This window comes from Streptomyces sp. NPDC031554 (assembly GCF_055580685.1).
The window spans coordinates 223,182-242,086 of record NZ_JBVIKX010000004.1; the positions used below are offsets into that span (position 1 = coordinate 223,182).

7 protein-coding genes are annotated in these 18,905 nt (G+C 75.7%); all 7 read right to left on the reverse strand.

Translation table 11 applies throughout. The annotated features are described in order from the left end of the window. Positions 1-7 precede the first annotated feature (7 nt). A complete protein-coding gene (locus tag ACZ5FU_RS12945; RefSeq protein ID WP_451781397.1) occupies positions 8-1,126 on the reverse strand; it encodes a beta-ketoacyl synthase N-terminal-like domain-containing protein in 1,119 nt (372 codons plus the stop codon). Between the two features lie 2 nt (positions 1,127-1,128). Then, positions 1,129-2,349, reverse strand: coding sequence for a beta-ketoacyl-[acyl-carrier-protein] synthase family protein (locus ACZ5FU_RS12950; protein WP_451525925.1), 1,221 nt, complete (start codon positions 2,347-2,349; stop codon positions 1,129-1,131). Next, positions 2,346-2,600 (reverse strand): acyl carrier protein, encoded by a 255-nt coding sequence (locus tag ACZ5FU_RS12955; RefSeq protein WP_451525926.1) that lies wholly within the window; start codon positions 2,598-2,600, stop codon positions 2,346-2,348. The genes ACZ5FU_RS12950 and ACZ5FU_RS12955 overlap by 4 nt, the downstream gene beginning before the upstream one ends. Positions 2,601-2,676: 76 nt before the next feature. Beyond that, positions 2,677-2,880 (reverse strand): MbtH family protein, encoded by a 204-nt coding sequence (locus tag ACZ5FU_RS12960; protein ID WP_366057269.1) that lies wholly within the window; start codon positions 2,878-2,880, stop codon positions 2,677-2,679. 142 nt (positions 2,881-3,022) lie between these two features. Next, a complete protein-coding gene (locus ACZ5FU_RS12965) occupies positions 3,023-10,018 on the reverse strand; it encodes an amino acid adenylation domain-containing protein (protein WP_469045322.1) in 6,996 nt (2,331 codons plus the stop codon). Further along, positions 10,015-17,904 carry an amino acid adenylation domain-containing protein gene (locus ACZ5FU_RS12970; RefSeq protein WP_469045323.1) on the reverse strand — a complete coding sequence of 2,630 codons (7,890 nt, stop codon included), beginning with the start codon at positions 17,902-17,904 and terminating at the stop codon, positions 10,015-10,017. Before ACZ5FU_RS12970 ends, ACZ5FU_RS12965 begins: the two co-directional genes overlap by 4 nt. After that, positions 17,901-18,905 (reverse strand): 2,3-diaminopropionate biosynthesis protein SbnA, encoded by a 1,005-nt coding sequence (sbnA, locus tag ACZ5FU_RS12975; RefSeq protein ID WP_451525929.1) that lies wholly within the window; start codon positions 18,903-18,905, stop codon positions 17,901-17,903. The genes ACZ5FU_RS12970 and sbnA overlap by 4 nt, the downstream gene beginning before the upstream one ends.

An 18,905-nucleotide genomic window follows, 5' to 3' on the forward strand; every position in this document is an offset into this window, starting at 1 on the left:
CGCGTGCTCACGGCGCCTCCCCGAGGAGCCGTACCACCGCGCAGGCGACCGAGCCGTCGCGGTCGACCGAGGTGATCACGGCCGGTCTGCCGTGGGCCCCGGGCGTGCGGCGGGCGCTGGCGAGGAGCGCGGCGAACTGGAAGACGGTGGAGGCGCCCGCGGTGTCGCCGATGCGGTCGTGGACGTCGACGCGGGTCGCGGCGTCGGCGCCGAACAGCCGTCGCAGCAGGGCGGTCTCGACGTGCCCGGCCCGTCCGGTGAGTCCGCCGCCGACGGCCGCCCACACCTCGGACGGCTCGACGCCGGCGGCGGCGAGGGCGTCCCGGACGCAGGCCTCGGTCGTGCTGGCGAGCTCGTCGTCGACGTCCACGCGGGCGTCCACGGCGAGGAGTTCGGCCAGCGCGGTGCGGCCGGCCGCCATGGCGTTGCCGGGTTCGACCAGGAGGAGGGCGCAGCCCTCGCCGAGCGGGCCGGGTGTCTCGTCGGAGCCCCGGGTGTGGTGCTCGATCCAGGAGCGCGAGGGCGAGTACTCCTCGACGGCGCCGACCAGGACCCGTTCGGCGCGGCCGGCCGCGAGGAGGCGGCGGGCGTAGCCGAGGGCGATGAGCCCGGTGGGGCGGCCGCCGGCGAGGGTGGTGTTGGGTCCCTTGAGGCCGAACCGGATGGCGCTGGCGGCGGCGGGGCAGTTCATCAGCACGTTCGGCATGAACTGGGCGGGCACGTCGTACGGCTTGTCCCCGGTGAAGGAGGCCAGCGCGAAGTCGTGCTGGCTCTGCGCGCTGCCGAGGGTGGTGCCGAGGACGAGCGCGGTGCCGGTGCCGACCGGGACCGGCCGCTGCTCGCGGGATGCCTCGTCGAAGAGTTCCCGTACGGCGGTGACGGCGAGGCCGGTGGCCCGGTCCATGGTGCGGGTGCCGGCCCGGCCGAGGACCTCGCGCACCTCGAACCCGGGGACCAGGCAGGCCTCCCCGGCGGCGTGTCCGGCGGGGACGGGCACGGCCCGGCTGCCTCCGGGGGCTTCGGTGACGATGCCCCGCGCGTAGTCGGCGCTCGTCACGCCGTAGGGCGAGACGGCCGACCAGGCGGTGATGTAGTGGCGGTCCGTGGGGACCGCGACGGTCGTCATGATCAGCTCTCCTGGTGTCTGCCGAGGACGACGGCGGCGTTGTTGCCGCCGAACGCCAGGCCGTTGTTGACGACGACCCTGAGGTCGGCGTCGACAGCGTGGTTGGGCACGCAGTCGACGGCGCACTCGGGGTCGGTGGAGCGGTGGTTGACGGTCGGCGGGATGAAGCCGTGGGTCAGCGCGAGCGCCGAGGCGGCGGCACCGAGGGCGCTGGCGGCGCCCATGGAGTGGCCGAGCATCGACTTCAGGGCGACGGTGCGCGGCGGGCGGTCCCCGAACACCTGGCGGACGGCCCGGATCTCGGTGACGTCGTTGGTGGGGGTGCCGGTGCCGTGCGCCGAGACGAGGTCGACCTCCTCGGGTTTGACGCCCGCGTCGGCCAGCGCGAGCCGCATGACCTGGGCGACGCTGTCCATGTTGGGGGCGGTGGGGTGGTGGGCGTCGCAGTTGAGTCCGTAGCCGAGGAGTTCGGCGTAGACGCGGGCGCCGCGGGCGCGGGCGGAGTCGAGGCTCTCCAGGAGGAGGATGCCCGCGCCCTCGGCGGTGAGCAGTCCCTCCCGGTCGGCGTCGAAGGGCCGGCAGCGGTCGGAGGCGACCAGGCCGAGCCGGTGGAATCCGGCGAAGGTCCGCCGGGTCAGGGCGTCCGCCCCGCCGACGAGCGCCCACTCGGCCTCGCCGGAGCGCACGGCGTCGTACCCGTCGCCGACGGCGTAGTTGCCGGCGGCGCAGGCGGTGCCGAGCACGGAGGGCACCGCGCGCGGCAGCCGCAGCTCCTTGACGACCGCGAGGGCGAGCCGGTGGGCGGCGAGCCGGCCGACGCCGACCGGGTCGAGCCCGGCCGGGTCGGTGCCGTTCGCCTGGGCCTCGACGAGCCGGTCGAGGGCGTCGGCCTCGCCGTCGGTGGTGCCGACGGTGACCAGGCCCGGCCCGCCCCGCAGGTCCGCCGGGTCGAGCCCGGCGTCGCTCACCGCCATGCGGGCGGCGGCGACGGAGAACTGCGTGGCGCGGCCGAGCTGTTCGGCCGGCGTGTGGCGGACCCATGCGGACGGGGTGAAGCCCTGCACCTCGTGGGCGAGCTGCCGGCGGAAGCCGGTGCTGTCGAAGCGGGTGATGGGGCCCGCCCCGCACCGGCCCTCGCGCAGGCCGCGGGTGAACTCGGTGACGCCGTTGCCGATGCTGGACAGGACCCCGATCCCGGTCAGCACCACACGCCGGGCGGTCATCGCGCCGCGGCCCGGGACAGCACCTCGAGGACGGCCTCGAGGTTGACCATCTTGGGCAGTTCGTCCTGCTCGATCGTCACGCCGAAGGTCTTCTCCAGCGTGGACAGCAGCTCGATCGCGGCGAGGGAGTCGGCGCCGTAGTCGTCGACGAACAGGCCGGTGGAGGTCAGCTCCTCCTCCAGTTCGAGGGCGTCGGCGATGATCTCCCTGACCTGGGCCTCGACGGTCGCGTCGATGGTGATGGCACTCATGGTGTCGGTTCCTTTCCTGGACGGTGGCGCGGTGCGTGGTGCGTGGTGAGGGGTGGGCGGTGGTGCCGCGGTCGGGTCAGCTCGCCCGGGCGAGGCTCCTGGGCCGCAGGTCGGTCCAGTTCCGCTCGATGTGGTCGAGGGCCTCGGCCCGGCCGGCGTCGGACAGGACGGCCTGCCAGCCGTCGGGTATCTGCGCGAAGGCCGGCCACAGGCAGTGCTGGCCTTCCTCGTTGACCAGCACATGGAATGTCCCGGTCTCGTCGTCAAACGGATTTCCCATTACCGTGACGTGTCCCTTCTTTTTCCCCGGACGCGGGCGCACTCATCCCGCGCGGGCGTTTTCATGGAATTGATCGGATCTCCTCGGGACCCCTCGAAATTCCTCGGAACCCCTTGGAACTCACATCGGAATCGCCCGGATGTCATTCCATGAGGTCGGTCAGCACGCGGGCCACGGCCGCCGCGGGGGCGGCGTCCAGCATTCCGTCGTGGTCGGCGTCCACCTCGTGGCGGACGATCCGGCCGGCGGTGTGGGGGGCCCAGACGGACTCGCCGGTGGCGTGCGTGTCTCCTCGCGTCGCCGCGAAGAAGTGCAGGTCGCCCTGGTGGAGGCGGGGACGGTGGGCGACGGCGAGTGCGTCGAGCGCCCGGATGACCCGCAGCAGGCGGGTGTACTGGCCGTCGGTCAGCTCCGCCAGCGCGTCGCCCGCGGCGCCGAGCCTGGCGCGCAGTTCGTCGCTCAGCAGTTCGTCGCTCTGCGGGGCACCGCCGGGAACGCCGTCCGCCGGCGTCCCCGCCGCGTCGGCCGCCCCCGCCGGGAAACCGTCGAGGTTCGCCAGCAGGGCGACCTTCTTCCCGGATTCCACGAGCTGGCACGCCATTTCGTGGGCGACCAGTCCGCCGAACGACCAGCCGAGAATATGATACGGGCCGTCCGGCTGAATTTCCACCATTCTCCCGACGTATTGCGCGGCCATTTCCGTGACGGATTCCGGCTGCGGGGCGTCGTCCTGGATCCCGCCGGCCTGGAAGGCGTGCACGGGGGTGTCCGGGAGGTGCGCGGCCAGCGACAGGAAGGGCCAGCCGAGCCCGACCCCGCCGTGCACGCAGAACAGGGGCGGCCGGCTGCCGTGCGGGCGGATCGGCAGGACGGGCGCGAAGGCGGCGTCCTCCTGGCTCTCCGGCTCCGCCACCGAGGCACCGGGGGCTCCGGGACCGCCGGCGGCCCCGGCGTCCAGCGCGGCCAGCGCCGCCGCCGTCCGGTGCACGAACACGTCGGCCGGCGTGATCCGGACCCCGGCCGCCTTCGCCCGGCCCACCAGCCGGATGGAGCGGACGGAGTCGCCGCCGAGGGCGAAGAAGTCGTCGTCGGCGCCCACCCGCTCGGCGCCGGTCCCGAGGGTCTCGGCGAACAGGCGGCACAGCAGCTCCTCCCGCGGCCCCGCCGGGGCACGTCCGGCCGTCGGGGCCGAGGCCTCGGGGGCGGGCAGCCGGGCGCGGTCCACCTTGCCGTTGGGGGTGAGCGGGAGCTCTCCCAGGACGACCAGGCCGGCCGGGACCATGTGGTCGGGCAGCCGGCGGGCCAGGTGGGCGCGCAGGCCGGCCGGTTCGGTGCCGTCCGCCGTGACGACGTATCCGGTGAGCCGGTCCTCGCGCACCACCACCGCCGCCTGTGTCACGTCGGGGTGGTCGGTCAGCGCGGCCTCGATCTCGCCGAGTTCGATGCGGAAGCCGCGCACCTTGACCTGGTGGTCGATCCGGCCCAGGTAGTCGATCGTGCCGTCGGACCGCTGCCGGACCAGGTCGCCGGTGCGGTACATGCGGGCGCCCGGTCCGGACGCGTGGGGGTCGGCGACGAAGCGTTCGGCGGTGAGGCCGGGACGGCCGTGGTAGCCGCGGGCCAGGCCCACGCCGCCGATGTACAGCTCGCCGGTGGAACCGGTCGGCACGGGCCGCAGGTCGGGGCCGAGGACGTAGGTGCGGTTGCCGCCGAGGGGGCGGCCGATGGACGGGGTCCCGGTGCCGTCGAGTTCGGTGGCGGTGGACCAGATCGTGGTCTCCGTCGGGCCGTACAGGTTGGTCAGCTTCCGGGTGGCGGCGGCCAGCCGGGCGGCGAGGTCCGGGCCGATCGCCTCACCGCCGGTCAGGGCGTGCAGGCCCGCGAGGGCGTGCGGGTGTTCGGCGACCAGGGCGTGCCACAGGGTGGGCGTGGCCTGCATGACGGTGGCGCCGGAGCCGGTCACGAGGGCGGCGAGGGCGTCGGGGTCGCGGACGGTGTCGTGTCCGGCGAGGACCAGGCGGGCGCCGGAGACGAGCGGTCCGAACAGTTCCAGGTTGGCGATGTCGAAGCCGAAGGTGGTGACCGCGACGAACCGGTCCGCCTCCCCCAGTTCCAGCCGGGCGCGCAGGTCGGCGAGGAAGTTGGCGAACGAGGCGAAGGAGATCACCACGCCCTTGGGCCGGCCGGTGGAGCCGGAGGTGTAGATGGTGTAGGCGGCGTCGGCGGGTGCCGGACCGCCGGTGAACTCCGGCGCCGCGGGCACGGGTTCGTCCAGGAGCAGGCGCGGTACGGCGTCCAGGGCGGGCAGGGCGCCGGCCACGTCGCCGGTGGTGAGGGCGAGGACCGGTGCCGCGTCCTCGACGACGTACCCGATGCGTTCGGCCGGGTAGGACGGGTCGATCGGCAGGTAGGCGGCGCCCGCCCGGTGCACGGCGAGGACGGCCACCACCAGGTCGGCCGAGCGGCGCAGGGCGAGGGCGACCAGGGTGCCGGGTCCGGCGCCCCGGGCGCGCAGGGCGCGGGCCAGGTGCCCGGCCCGTTCGTCCAGCTCGCGGTAGGTCAGGGCGCTGCCCTCGAAGACGAGGGCGGTGCGGTCGGGGTGGGCGGCGGCCCGCCGGGCGAACCACTGGTGCGGCGGCCCGTCCCAGGGGTGGGCGGGTGCCGCGCTCTCGTGCCGCAGGAGGCTCTCGCGTTCGCCGGGCAGCAGGGCGCTGACCTCGCTCAGGGGCCGGCCGGGGGCGTCGGTGAGGGTGTCGAGGAGGTGGACGAAACGGTCGGCGAGACGTCGGGCGGTGTCCTCGGTGAACAGGTCGGCGCTGAACTCCAGCCGTCCGGCGAGCCCGGCGGGCGCGCCCGCGGCGTCCTGTTCCTCGGCCAGGTCGAAGGCGAGGTCGAAGCGGGCCCCGCCGGTGGCGGCCGCACCGAACTCGACTTCCAGTCCCGGGAGTTCGAGGCCCGGCCGGGTGTTGTTGTGCAGGGCGAGCAGGGTCTGGAAGAGGGGGTGGCGGGCCAGCGAGCGGGTCGGGGCGAGGGCCTCGACGAGCTTCTCGAAGGGCACGTCCTGGTGGGCGTAGGCGGCCAGGTCGGTGGTGCGGACGCGGTCGACGAGGTCGGTGAAGGTGGGGTCGCCGGAGACGTCAGTGCGCAGCACGAGGGTGTTGACGAAGAACCCGACCAGGTCGTCCAGCGCCTCGTCGGTGCGGCCGGCGACCGGGGTGCCGAGCGGGATGTCCGCACCGGCGCCCAGCTTGGTGTGGAGGGCGGCGAGGGCGGCCTGGAGGACCATGAAGAGGCTGGCGCCCGAGCGTGCGGCGAGGGCGGCCGCCCGGCGGTGGGTCGCGGCGGGCACGGTGAAGTCGACGGTGGCGCCCCGGTAGGAGGCGACCGCGGGCCGGGGCCGGTCGGCGGGCAGCTGGAGTTCGTCCGGGAGCCCGTCCAGGGCCTTGCGCCAGTAGGCGAGTTGCTCGTGGGCGAGGCTGCCCGGGTCGTCGTCGGCGCCGAGCAGCTCGCGCTGCCACAGCGCGTAGTCCGGGTACTGCGCGGGCAGCGGCGTGAACCGCGGTGCCGCGCCGCCGAGCCGGGCCCGGTAGGCGGTGCCGAGATCGCGGGCGAGGACGGCGTTGGACCAGCCGTCGGCGGCGATGTGGTGGATGACGACGGTCAGCAGGTGTTCCTCGTCCCGGACCGTCGACAGGCCCGCGCGCAGCGGGAGTCCGCGGGCCAGGTCGAAGCCGCGGGCGACGAACTCCGCAAGGTCCCCGACGGCCTCCAGGGGCACGTCGGCCGTCTCCAGGACCCGCTGCCAGGGCTCCCCGTCGGCCTCCGGGAAGACGGTCCGCAGCGCCTCGTGCCGGGCGACGACGTCGTTCAGGGCCGCCCGCAGGGCCTCCCGGTCCAGCGGCCCGGTCAGCCGCAGCGTCCACGGCAGGTGGTAGGCGCCGGCCGTGCCCTCCATCCGGTCGAGCACCCACATCCGCCGCTGGGCGTACGACAGCGGCGGCCGCGCGGGCCGGGCGGCGGGGGCGAGGGCCGGGCGGGCCGGGCCCGCCGTGCGCAGGAGGCCGGCGGCGAGGCGGGCCGGGGTGGGCTCCTCGAAGACCAGCGCCATCGGCAGTTCGGCGCCGAGCAGGGCGCGCACGCGGCTGATCAGGCGGGTCGCGAGCAGGGAGTGGCCGCCCAGGTCGAAGAAGTCGTCGTCGGCGCCGACCCGTCCGACGCCGAGGACGTCGGCGAAGGCCTGGCAGAGCGCCGTCTCCTGCGGGGTGCGCGGCTCACGGGTGCCGGGGCCGGCGAGGTCCGGGGCGGGCAGGGCCTTGCGGTCCACCTTTCCGTTCGGGGTCAGCGGCAGCGCGGGCAGCACGACGAACGCGGACGGCACCATGTACTCGGGCAGCAGCGCGGCCAGTTCGCGCTTGACGCGCGCGGGGTCCGCGGTGCCGGCGAGATGGGCGGCGAGGCGGGCGGTGCCCGTCCCGCCGAACACGGTGACCACGGCGTCCGCGACGCCGGGCAGGGTGCGCAGGACGGCCTCGATCTCGCCGGGTTCCACGCGGTGGCCGCGCACCTTGACCTGGTGGTCGCGCCGCTCCAGGAACTCCAGCTGCCCGTCCGCGCGGCGCACCACCCGGTCGCCGGTGCGGTACATGCGGGCGCCGGGCGTCCCCGCGAACGGGTCGGCCACGAACACGGCGCCGGTGCGCCCGGCGTCGTCCAGGTAGCCGCGCCCGACCCCGCGCCCGCCGACGTACAGCTCTCCCGGCACTCCGGCCGGCACCGGCCGCAGCGCGTCGTCGAGGACGTACAGTCCGGTCTCGCGCACGGCCCGCCCGATGGGCGCCCGTACGTCGCCGAGGGCCGCGGGGTCGGTGATCGTGGCGTGGGTGACGTCGTCGGAGCACTCGGTGGGCCCGTAGGCGTTGACCAGCGGGATGCCGGGGAAGCGGGCGAGCCAGCGGCGGCACAGGTCGGCGGGCAGGGCCTCGCCGGTGACGACGAGGTGGTGCAGCGCGGTCAGGGCCGGCGGGCGGGCGCCCGCGTCCCAGGCGTCGAGCGCGGCCCGCAGCAGCGAGGGCACGACCTCCAGGGTGGTGACCGCCTCGGCGTCCGCGAGCCCGAACAGGGCCTGCGGGTCGGCGGCGGTGGACCGTGCCACGACCCGCAGCCGGCCGCCGGCGACCAGGGCGGCCAGCATCTGCCACACGGAGATGTCGAAGGTCACCGGCGCGTTGTGCACCAGCACGGTGTCCTCGTCGAGGCCGAGGTCGGCCACCTTGGCCAGCAGGTGGTTGACCATGCCGTCGCGGTGCACCATGGCGCCCTTGGGCCGGCCGGTGGAGCCGGAGGTGAAGATGACGTAGGCCAGGTCGAGGGGGCCGCCGGGGGCCTCGGGCAGCGGGGCGGCCGGCAGGCCGGCGACGGAGGTGACGGGCAGGTCCGCCCCGGCGGCGGCCAGCACCTCGCGGGCCGCCGCCTCGTGCTCCCCGTCGACCAGCAGGTGCCGTACGCCCGCGTCCCGGACGAGGGCGGCGCTGCGGGCCGTCGGGGCGTGCACGTCGAGGGGGACCCAGGCGGCGCCCGCGGCGAGAGTGCCGAGGACGGAGGCGACGAAGTCGCGGCCGGGGCCGGCGAGGACGCCGACCAGGGAGCCGGGGCCGACGCCGGCGCCGCCGAGGCGGGCGGCGACGCCGCCGGCCCGTCCGGCCAGCCCGGCGTAGGTGAGGCCGCCGTGGTCGTCGGCGACGGCCTCGGCGTCGGGCCGGGCCGCGGACAGCTCGCGCACCCGGGCCACGACGTCCGCGAAGGCGTCCCGGCCGGACGGCACGGGCAGGTCCGGCACGTCCTCGTCCGGCAGCGGCGCGCCGGTGCGGCCGAACGGCGTCGCCGGTTCGGCGACCGCGCTCCGCAGCACCCGCTCCAGCCGGGCCGCGACGCGGGCGGCGTCGGCGGGGGTGTACCTGCCGGGGTCGTAGGACACCGTCAGCCGTAGCCGTTCGCCGGGGACCGCCATGAGGCTCAGCGGGTAGTGCGTGGCGTCCTTGGCCTCCAGCCCGGTCACGGCGAGGCCGGGGACCGGGTCGCGCAGGGCGGCCGGGTCCAGCGGGTAGTTCTCGAAGACCAGCACGGTGTCGTACAGCTCGCCCAGACCCACCGCGCGCTGGATGCGGGCGGCGCCGAGGTGCTGGTGGGGCAGGAGCGCGGCCTGCCGCTCCTGGAGCCGGCCGAGGATCTCCGGGAGGGTCGCGTAGGGGTCGAGCGTCACCCGCACCGGGACGGTGTTGATGAACAGGCCGACCATCGACTCGACGCCGGGCAGCTCCGGCGGGCGGCCGGAGACCGTGGAGCCGAAGACGACGTCGGAGCGGCCGGTGAGGGCGCCCAGGACCGCCGCCCAGGCGCCCTGCACGACGGTGTTGAGGGTGAGCCCGCGCTCCTTCGCCCAGGCGGTCAGTCCGGCGGTGAAACCGGCCGGGAGGTCCAGGACGTGGTGGTCGGGCAGCCGGGAGCCGTCCGTGCCGCCGGGGGCGACGAGGGTGGCCTCGGTGAGCCCGTCCAGCGCCTCCCGCCAGGCCGCCTCGGCGCCGGCGGCGTCCTGCCGGGCGAGGTGGGCGAGGTAGGTCTTGTACGGGGTGACGGGCGGCAGCGGGGCCGACGGGTCGCCGTAGAGGGTGAACAGTTCACCGATGATGACCGGCATCGACCAGCCGTCGAAGAGGATCTGGTGGGCGGTCAGCACGAAGCGGTGCGTGGTCCCGCCGGTGCGGATCAGGCGGAACCGCAGCAGCGGCGGGCGGGCCATGTCGAAGGGCCGCAGGCGGTCCTCCTCGGTCAGCTCCGCGATCCGGTCCGCGTCGGTGGCGTGGTCCTCCCGCCAGGGCAGGGCGGCGGTGCGCGGGACGAGCTGGACGGGGTCGCCGTTGTCGCGGTAGCGGAACCCGGCCCGCAGGTGCGGGTGGCGGTCGAGGAACCGCTCGGCGGCGGCCCTCAGGCGCGCCCCGTCCAGCGGCCCGGACAGGTCCAGGACCAGCTGCACGGTGTAGACGTCCAGCTCCCGCCGCCCGGAGACCGCGTGGAAGAGCAGGCCCTCCTGAAGCGGGGTGAGCGGCAGGACGTCGCTCAGGTTGGATCGTCCTCGTGTCACAGGGAGGCCCCCCAGTCGTCCGTCTCGTTCTCGAATGCGTCCAGTTCGTCCTGGCTCAGGGCGATCAGGTCCACGTCGCTGGGCGTGTGGCCGCCCGCGTCGGGGTTCTGGGCGTGGGCGGCGAGCGCGCGCAGCGCCCGGAACCAGCCCTCGGCGACGTCGGCGGCGTCCGCCTCGTCGAGGAGTCCGCCCGGCCAGGTCCACACGGCGGTCAGGCGCGGCCCGTCCGGCCCGTCCTCGGTGAGGGCGTTGAGACCGAGCACGTGCGGCAGCGCGAGCCCGGGGTCGGCGCCCGCCGCGACGAGCGCGGACTCCTCGGTGGTGGCCCAGTCCGCGTCGCGCGGGGCGGGCAGCCGGCCCAGGTAGTTGAAGCCGAGCTGCGGGGTGCGCTCCAGGCCCGGCAGGGCGGCGATCCGCCGCAGGACGCCGAAGCCGACGCCGTGGTCGGGCACGGCCCGCAGTTGCTCCTTGACCTGCTTGAGCACGCGTCCCGCCGAGGGCCCGCCGGCCCACACCTCCGCCCAGTCCGGCGCGCCGAGGTCGACGCGCAGCGGGTAGGTGGTGGTGAACCAGCCGACCGTGCGGCCGAGGTCGACGCCGTCGGCGATCTCCTCGCGGCCGTGGCCCTCCATCTCGATCAGCACCGTGCCCGCGTCGTCGCGGGTGCGGCGCCGCCAGTCGGCGACGGCCAGCGCGTAGGCGGTGACCAGGACGTCGTTGATCTCGGCGTGGAAGGCGGCGGGCACCTCGGTGAGGACCGCCCGGGTGGCCTCGGTGTCGAGGGTGCGGCGCAGGGTGCGGGCGGTGGCGTGGGTGTCCCGCGCCGGGTCGAGGGGCCGTGCGGCGAGCAGCGGGTCGGGGGCGGACAGCGTGCGCCGCCACGATTCGCCCTCGGCGGCGCGCCGTCCGGAGGCGGCCTCCTCGGCGAGCAGGCCGGCCCAGTGCCGCACGGAGGTGCCGACCGGTTCCAGCCGTGCCGGGGTGTCCGCGACGGCGGCCCGGTGGGCGCGCTCGAGGTCGTCCAGCAGGATCCGCCAGGAGACGCCGTCGCAGACCAGGTGGTGCAGGGTCAGGACGAGCCGGCCGGGACGGCCCGGACCCGCGTCGAGCCAGGTCGCGCGGAGCACCGTGCCCTCCCGCGGGTCCAGGCGCGCGGCGTCGGCGAGGGCGGCCCGCCGTACGGCCTCGGCGAGGGCGGGGGCGTCCAGCCGGGCCGTGTTCTCCCGGCCGAGCAGCCAGGGCGCGTTGACCGTGCCCGGCTCGCGCACCTGCAGCGTCCAGGTGCCGTCCTGGTCGAGCAGCCGCGTCCGCAGGGCGTCGTGGTGGTCGATCACCGTCTGCAGGGCGGTGGCCAGGCTCGCCCGGGTGGCGCCGGCCGGGGTGCGGACGGCGACCGCCTGGCGGAAGGCGTCGCAGGGGCCGGCCTGGGCGTGCAGCCAGCGCATGATCGGGGTGGGGGCGAAGGTGCCGACGCCGTCGTCCGTGCCGCGCACGACCTGTTCCGTCACCGGGCGGGCCACCGCGGCGAGCCCGGCGGGCGTGCGGTGCAGGAAGACGTCCTGCGCGGTGAGCAGCAGGCCCGCCGCGCGGGCCCGTCCGACCAGCTGGATGGAGCTGATGGAGTCGCCGCCCAGGTCGAAGAACCCGGCGTCCGCGGCGACCTCGTCGAGCCCGAGCACCTCGCCGAACACCGCGCACAGCGCGCGTTCCGGCTCGGTGACCGGGGCCCGGCCGTGGGTGGCGGCGGTGTAGTCGGGGGCGGGCAGGGCGCGCCGGTCGAGCTTGCCGTTGACGGTCAGCGGCAGGTCGTCCAGGGTGACCACGGCGGCCGGGACCATGTAGTCGGGCAGCCGTCCCGCCACCTGGCCGCGCAGGGTCGCCGGGAGCGGGGTCGCGCCGGCCGCCGGGACGACGTAGGCGACCAGGCGCTTGTCGCCGGGGCGGTCCTCGCGGACGACGGCCGCGGCCCGGTCCACCTCCGGGTGGTCCGTCAGCGCGGCCTCCACCTCGGCCAGTTCGATGCGGAAGCCCCGCAGTTTGACCTGGTCGTCGGCGCGGCCCACGTAGTCGAGGGTGCCGTCGGGGCGGCGGCGCACCAGGTCGCCGGTGCGGTACATGCGGGCGCCGGGCGGCCCCCAGGGGTCGGTGACGAACCGCTGGGCGGTCAGGTCCGGGCGGCCCAGGTAGCCGTGCGCGAGGCTCGCGCCGCCGACGTACAGCTCGCCGGTCACCCCGGCCGGGACGGGCCGCAGGCAGTCGTCGAGGACGTGCACGACCGTGCCGGCCAGCGGGGTGCCGATGGGCGGCCGGCCGCCGGGGACGAGCGGTTCGCTGACGGTCGCGCAGACCGTCGTCTCGGTGGGGCCGTAGGCGTTGAGCAGGGTGGTGCGCGCGGCCCACCTCTCCACCAGGGCGGGCGGGCAGGCCTCCCCCGCGGTGACGACGGTGGTCCCGGCCGGCACCGGCCGGTCCTCGGGCCAGGCGGCCAGTACGGCCGGCGGCAGGCAGACGACGTCGATGCCGGCGTCGGTCAGGTACGCGGCGAGGGGGTCGCCGGGCGCACGCTGCTCCTCGGTGGCGAGGACCAGGACGGCGCCGGTGACCAGCGCGGTCAGCACCTCCCAGGCCGCCGCGTCGAAGCTGAGCGAGGCGAACTGGAGCAGCCTGCTGCCCTCGCGCACCCCGAACCGGGCGGCCTGCGCGGTCAGCGCGGTGGCCGAGGCGTGCCCGACGACGACGCCCTTGGGGCGGCCGGTGGAGCCCGAGGTGTAGATGACGTAGGCCGGATCGCCGGGCCCGGGGCCGTGCCCGGGGGCGCGGGTGGGCCGGCCTGCGAGGTCGGCGAGGGTGGCGTCGGCGTCCAGCACGAGCGGCTCGGGGGCCGTGGCGGGGACGCGGCCGGCGACGGCGGCCGTGGTCAGCACCGCGGCCGGGCGGGCGTCGTCGAGGAGGTGCGCGATCCGCTCGTCCGGGTAGGCCGGGTCGACGGGCAGGTAGGCGGCTCCGGCGGCCAGGACCGCGAGGACCGCGGTGACGGTGTGCGCGGAGCGGTCCGCCATCAGCGCCACGACCTGGCCGGGGCGCACGCCCCGCTCCACGAGCAGGTGCGCGAGCCGGTGCACCCGGTCGGCGAGGTCGCCGTAGGAGACGGTGGTGCCGTCGGGCAGGGCGAGCGCCGGGCGGTGCGGGTCGGTGGCGGCGCGGGCGGCGAACAGGCGCGGGATCGTGGTGGGTTCGGGGGCCGTGGCCGCGGCGTCGGCGCGCTCGGCGGCCAGCCGCTCGCGTTCGGCGGGCAGCAGGACGTCGAAGCCGCTGAGCGCGGTGTCCGGCCGCTCGGTGAGGGCGCGCAGGAAGCTCACCAGGCGGGCCGCGACCGCTTCGGCGCTCGCGTGGGTGAACAGGTCGGCGCTGTACTCCAGCAGGCCGCCGATGCCGGCGGGGCGCCCGTCGCCGTCCTGTTCCTCGGTGAGTTCGAAGGCCAGGTCGAAGCGGGAGGTGCCGGTGGGGACGGCGGTCGTCGTGGCGCGGGTGCCGGGCAGGGCGAGGTCGGTCGCCGCGTTGTTCTGGAGGGCGAGCAGCACCTGGAACAGGGGCTGGCGGGCCAGCGAGCGCTCCGGGTTGAGGGCCTCGACGAGCCATTCGAAGGGCACGTCCTGGTGGGCGTAGGCGGCCAGGTCGGTGGTGCGGACGCGGTCGACGAGGTCGGTGAAGGTGGGGTCGCCGGAGACGTCGGTGCGCAGCACGAGGGTGTTGACGAAGAACCCGACCTGCCGTTCCAGTGCCGCGTCGGTGCGGCCCGCGACGGGGGTGCCGAGCGGGATGTCGGTGCCGGCGCCGAGCTTGCGCAGCAGGGCGGCGAGCGCGGCCTGGAGCACCATGAAGACGCTGGCTCCGGTGGCGCGGGCGAGCGCGGTGACCGCCTCGTGCAGGTCCCTCTCCAGCCGGAAGGCGACCTGGCCGCCGCGGTGGCCGGGCAGGGCCGGGCGCGGGAAGTCGGCCGGCAGTTCCAGCTCGTCGGGGATGCCGGCGAGCTGTTCGCGCCAGAAGTCGAGCTGGCGGGCGGCGAGCGAGCCGGTTTCGGCGGCGTCGCCCAGCAGGTCCCGCTGCCACAGCGTGTAGTCGGCGTACTGGACGTCGAGGGGGGCCCGGTCGGGGGCGTGTCCCGCGAGGCGTGCGGTGTACGCGGCGCGCAGGTCCTCGGCGAGCGGCAGCACCGACCAGCCGTCGCCGGCGATGTGGTGCAGCACCACCAGCAGCACGTGCTCCTGCTCCCGGCCGCGCCCCTGTTCCTGCTCGTGCTCGCGCTCCTGCTCCCGCAGCGTGAACAGTTCGGCCCGCAGCGGCAGGTCGGTGGCGAGGTCGAAGGGGCGTACGGCCCGTTCGGCGAGCAGGGCGTCGAGGCCTGCGGCGTCGACCTCGGTGACGGGGAGGTCGAACGGTCTGTTTCCGGCGGCCAGGACGACCTGGACGGGCCGGCCGTCGCGCTCCGGGAAGACCGTGCGCAGCGACTCGTGGCGGTCGACGACGTCCCCGAGGGCGGCGGCGAGCGCCTCCCGGTCGAGGGCGCCGGTCAGGCGCACGGCGCGCGGCAGGTGGTAGCCGACGGCCGCCTCCGCGTCGAGCCGGTCGAGGAACCACAGGCGCCGCTGGGCGAAGGACAGCGGCAGTTCGGCGGGCCGCTGCCGGGCGGTGACCGCGGGACGCGCCGCCCCGGCCCCGGTGAGCCGGCCGGCGAGCGCGGCCACGGTGGGCGCCTCGAAGAGGACCCGCACGGGGAGTTCGGCGCCGAGCAGCACCCGGATCCGGCTGATCGCGCGGGTCGCCAGCAGCGAGTGGCCGCCGAACTCGAAGAAGTCGTCGTCGACGCCGACCTGTTCGACGCCGAGGACCTCCGCGAACACCGCGCACAGCACCTGCTCCTGCGGGGTGCGGGGGCGGCGTCCGGTCCGTCCGGCGGTGAGGTCGGGCGCGGGCAGCGCCTTGCGGTCGACCTTGCCGTTGGAGGTGAGCGGCAGCCGGTCCAGGACCACGAACGCGGCCGGGACCATGTAGTCGGGCAGGGTGCCGGCCAGCTCGGCCTTCACCTCGGCGACGTCGACGTCCCCGGTGACGAACGCGGCGAGCCGGGTGGTGCCGGCGCTGTCCACGGCGACGTCCACGGCCGCGTCGGTGACGCCGGTGACACCGCGCAGCGCGGCCTCGACCTCGCCGAGTTCGATGCGGTGGCCGCGGATCTTGACCTGGTGGTCGACGCGCTCCAGGAACTCCAGGCGGCCGTCCGGGCGGTGCCGTACGCGGTCGCCGGTGCGGTACATGCGGGCGCCGGGCGCGGGGGCGAAGGGGTCGGCGACGAACACGGCCGCGGTGCGGCGCGGGTCGTCCAGGTAGCCGCGGCCCACGCCGACGCCGCCGACGTACAGCTCGCCCGGCGCGCCCACGGGCACGGGGCGCAGGCCGTCGCCGAGGACGTACAGGCGGGTGTTGCGGATCGCGGAGCCGATCGGGGTGTGGAGGTCCCCGAGGTCGGCCTCGGAGCGGATGAAGGCGTGGGTGACGTCGTCGGAGGCCTCGGTGGGGCCGTAGGCGTTGACCAGCGGCACGCCGGGGAAGTGGGCGAACCAGCGGCGGCACAGGTCGGCGGGCAGGGCCTCGCCGGTGACGACGAGGTGGCGCAGGGAGGCCAGCCCGGGCCGGGCGGCGCCGCTGTCCCAGTCGTCGACGGCCGCCCGCAGCAGCGAGGGCACGACCTCCAGGACGGTGACGTCCTCCTCGTCGACCAGCGCGAACAGGCCCTGCGGGTCGGCGGCCAGCGAGCGCGGCACGACCCGGGTGCGGCCGCCCGCCACGAGCGCGGCGAGCATCTGCCACACGGAGATGTCGAAGGTGACGGGCGCGTTGTGCACCAGCACGTCGTCGGCCGTCAGGGCGAGGTCCTCCACCTTGGCGAGCAGGTGGTTGACCATGCCGGCCCGGTGCACCATGGCGCCCTTGGGCCGGCCGGTGGAACCGGAGGTGAAGATCACGTAGGCCAGGTCGTCGTCCGCGCCGGCGGTCGCGGGAGCGGGCACCCGGGCGTCGTCCGCGCCGTCCTCCCGGAGTTCGACGATCTTGGGCCAGTGGTCGCCGGCCGCCAGCAGCTGGTGGGCGTATCCCTCGCGGGCGGGGCTGAACAGCAGGGCGTCCGCGCCGCTGTCGGCGAGCAGGGCCGCGCCCCGCGCGACGGGTGCGTGCACGTCGAGCGGGATCCAGGCGGCGCCGGTGGCGAGCACCCCGAGGACGGCGGCCACGAACTGCGTGCCGGGATCGGCGGCCAGCGCCACCAGCGACCCGGTGGCCACCCCGGCGCCGGCCAGCCGCAGGCTCACCCGGTCGGCGCGCGCGCACAGTTCGGCGTACGTCAGCCGCTCGGTGCCGTCGTCGACGGCGACCGCGTCCGGGGCTGCGGCGGCCAGTTCGCGCACCCGCTCCACCACGTCGGTGAAGCCGCCGGTGCGGGCGGTGGCGTTCCAGTCCTCCAGGACGACCTGCCGTTCGGCGGGCAGGGTGACGTCGAGCCGGCCGAGCGGCAGGGTGGCCGGGGCGAGCGCGAAGCCCTCCAGGTGGCCGAGGAGCCGCTCGCCGTGCGCGGCGAGTTCCGCGTCGGTGAACAGGCCCGGGTTGGCGTCCAGCCGCAGCGTCCAGCGGCCGTCCGGCGCGTCCAGGTAGATGAGCTGGAGTCCCGGCACGGGTCCGGTGGACAGGTTGTGCAGCCGGCCGGTGCACTCGCCGAAGACCAGATCGGCCCCCGACTCCAGCACGTTGACGGTCGGCCCGTACGACAGCTCCGCGTCCCCGGCCAGACCCAGCTCGCGGCGCAGCCGGTCGCCGCGGTAGCCCTGGTGGCGCAGGGTGGTGCGCAGTTCGGCCGCGGTGAGTTCCAGCAGGCCGTCGCGGGTCAGCGCGGGCGTGACGTCCAGCGGCAGCGGCAGGAAGTTGGCGCGCATCCCGGCGACGGTGCGGGCCACCGGCGTGGTCCTGGCCGGCACGGGCAGCGTCAGCAGCACCCGGCTGCCGCCGGTGACCCGGGCCAGGTAAGAGGCGGTGGCCGCGACCAGCGCGGCGGGGAGGGTGACCCGGCTCTCCCAGGCGACCCGCTCCAGCCGGGCCACGGTCGCCGCGGGAACGGGGGAATTCCACCTCAGCGTGTGCCGTGACCGCAGCGGGCGCCGCGCGGAGAGCCGGGTCGGCTCGGGGGTCTCCGCGAACCGGCCGGCCCAGAACCGGGCGTCCCGCTCGTGCTTCGCGGAGTCGAGATAGGCCTGTTCGTCCTCGACGAGGACCCGCAGCGGCGGCAGAGGCGTCCCGTCGCCCGCCCCGGCGTACAGCTCCGCGAACCGCCGGTAGAACGGGGTGCGGCTGAAGCCGTCCAGCAGGATGTGGTTGGCCGACACGTAGAACCGGTGGTGGTCGTCGGCGAGCCGGTGCAGCTGCCACCGCACGGCGCCGTCCGCCAGCGAGGACGGCAGCGCCAGGTCCTCCTCCATCAGCCGGCGCGAGACGGCGTCCGGGTCGGCCTCGGCGCGCAGGTCGCGCACCGCGACGCCGGGCGTGGCCGGCGGGCCGGCGGGGTCGGCCCGGTGCGGGGCGCCCTCGTGGACCTCCCGGGTGAACTCCCGGATCGTCTGCACGGCTTCGCCGTCCCGCTCGGTGAACACCGCGCGCAGGGCGTCGGTCTCGGCGAGCAGCCCGTGCCAGGCCGCGGCGAAGCGGGCCGGGTCGAAGGGGCCGTGCAGGTCCAGGTGGTCGGCCATGGTGAAGACCGGGTTGCCGGGGTCGAGCTGCTGGGCGTACCACATCTCCCGCTGCGCGAGCGAGAGCGGCAGTTCGTGGCTGAACGACTCGCTCATCGTTGATTCACTCCAGAAGTGGCGGGGGTCGGCCCGGTCCCCAGGCCGAACTCGTCGAGGCCGTAGATGTCCTGGACCCAGTTGCTCTGGTAGATCGTGTCCAGGTAGCGATCACCGAGGTCGGGGGAGATGGCCACGGCGGTGACGTCCTCCCCGGGCCGGTGCTCGGCGAGCCAGCGCATCGCGCCGTTGACGACCGTCCCGGTCGAACCGCCGAAGAGGAATCCGCTGCGCGCCAGCTGGTGGCAGGTGCGGATGGTGTCGATCTCCGGCACCAGCACCATGTCGTCGACGTAGGACTCGTCGAAGAGGGCCGGCCGCACGCCGGCGCCGAGGCCGGGGATCATGCGGGGGCCGGGAGGCCCGCCGAAGGTGACCGAGCCGACGCTGTCGACGCCCACGACCGTCACCCGCGAGCCGGGGCGGTCCTTGAAGTAGCGGGCGCAGCCCATCAGCGTGCCGGTGGTGCCGGCGCCGACGAAGAGCAGGTCGAGGCCGGGGAACTGCTTCTCGATGGCGGGAGCGGTGGTGCGGTAGTGCGCCATCCAGTTGTTGGCGTTGGCGTGCTGGTTGAGCCACAGCACCCGCTCGTCCTCGGAGCACAGCGCCCGTACGTGGTCCAGCCGGGCGCCCAGGAAGCCGCCCGCGCCGGTGGCCTCGGTGATGACGTGCACCTCACCGCCGAGCGACTCGATGGCCTGGCGGGTCGTCAGGTTCGTGCGGGCGTCCACGACGCAGATGAAGCGGTATCCCTTGGCCGCGGCGATCATGCTCAGCGCCAGGCCCAGATTGCCCGACGAGGACTCCACCAGAACGGAGTCCGGTCCCAGCGTGCCGCTGCGCTCGGCCGCGTCGATCATGGAGGCGGCTGCCTTGAGCTTCACCGAGCCGGCGAAGTTGAAGGCCTCGCACTTCAGATAGAGCGGCCATCCGTACAACTGCCGCAGGTCTACGAAGAGGTCTTCCTCGTGGAACTCCTGCGGGGTTCCGATGATGGGCAC

Excerpts from the sequence above, each read along its gene's own strand:
- ACZ5FU_RS12950 (WP_451525925.1), bottom strand. The coding sequence starts at position 2,349 with ATGACCGCCCGGCGTGTGGTGCTGACCGGGATCGGGGTCCTGTCCAGC.
- ACZ5FU_RS12955 (WP_451525926.1), bottom strand. The coding sequence starts at position 2,600 with ATGAGTGCCATCACCATCGACGCGACCGTCGAGGCCCAGGTCAGGGAG.
- ACZ5FU_RS12970 (WP_469045323.1), bottom strand. The coding sequence starts at position 17,904 with ATGAGCGAGTCGTTCAGCCACGAACTGCCGCTCTCGCTCGCGCAGCGG.
- ACZ5FU_RS12960 (WP_366057269.1), bottom strand. The coding sequence starts at position 2,880 with ATGGGAAATCCGTTTGACGACGAGACCGGGACATTCCATGTGCTGGTC.
- ACZ5FU_RS12945 (WP_451781397.1), bottom strand. The coding sequence starts at position 1,126 with ATGACGACCGTCGCGGTCCCCACGGACCGCCACTACATCACCGCCTGG.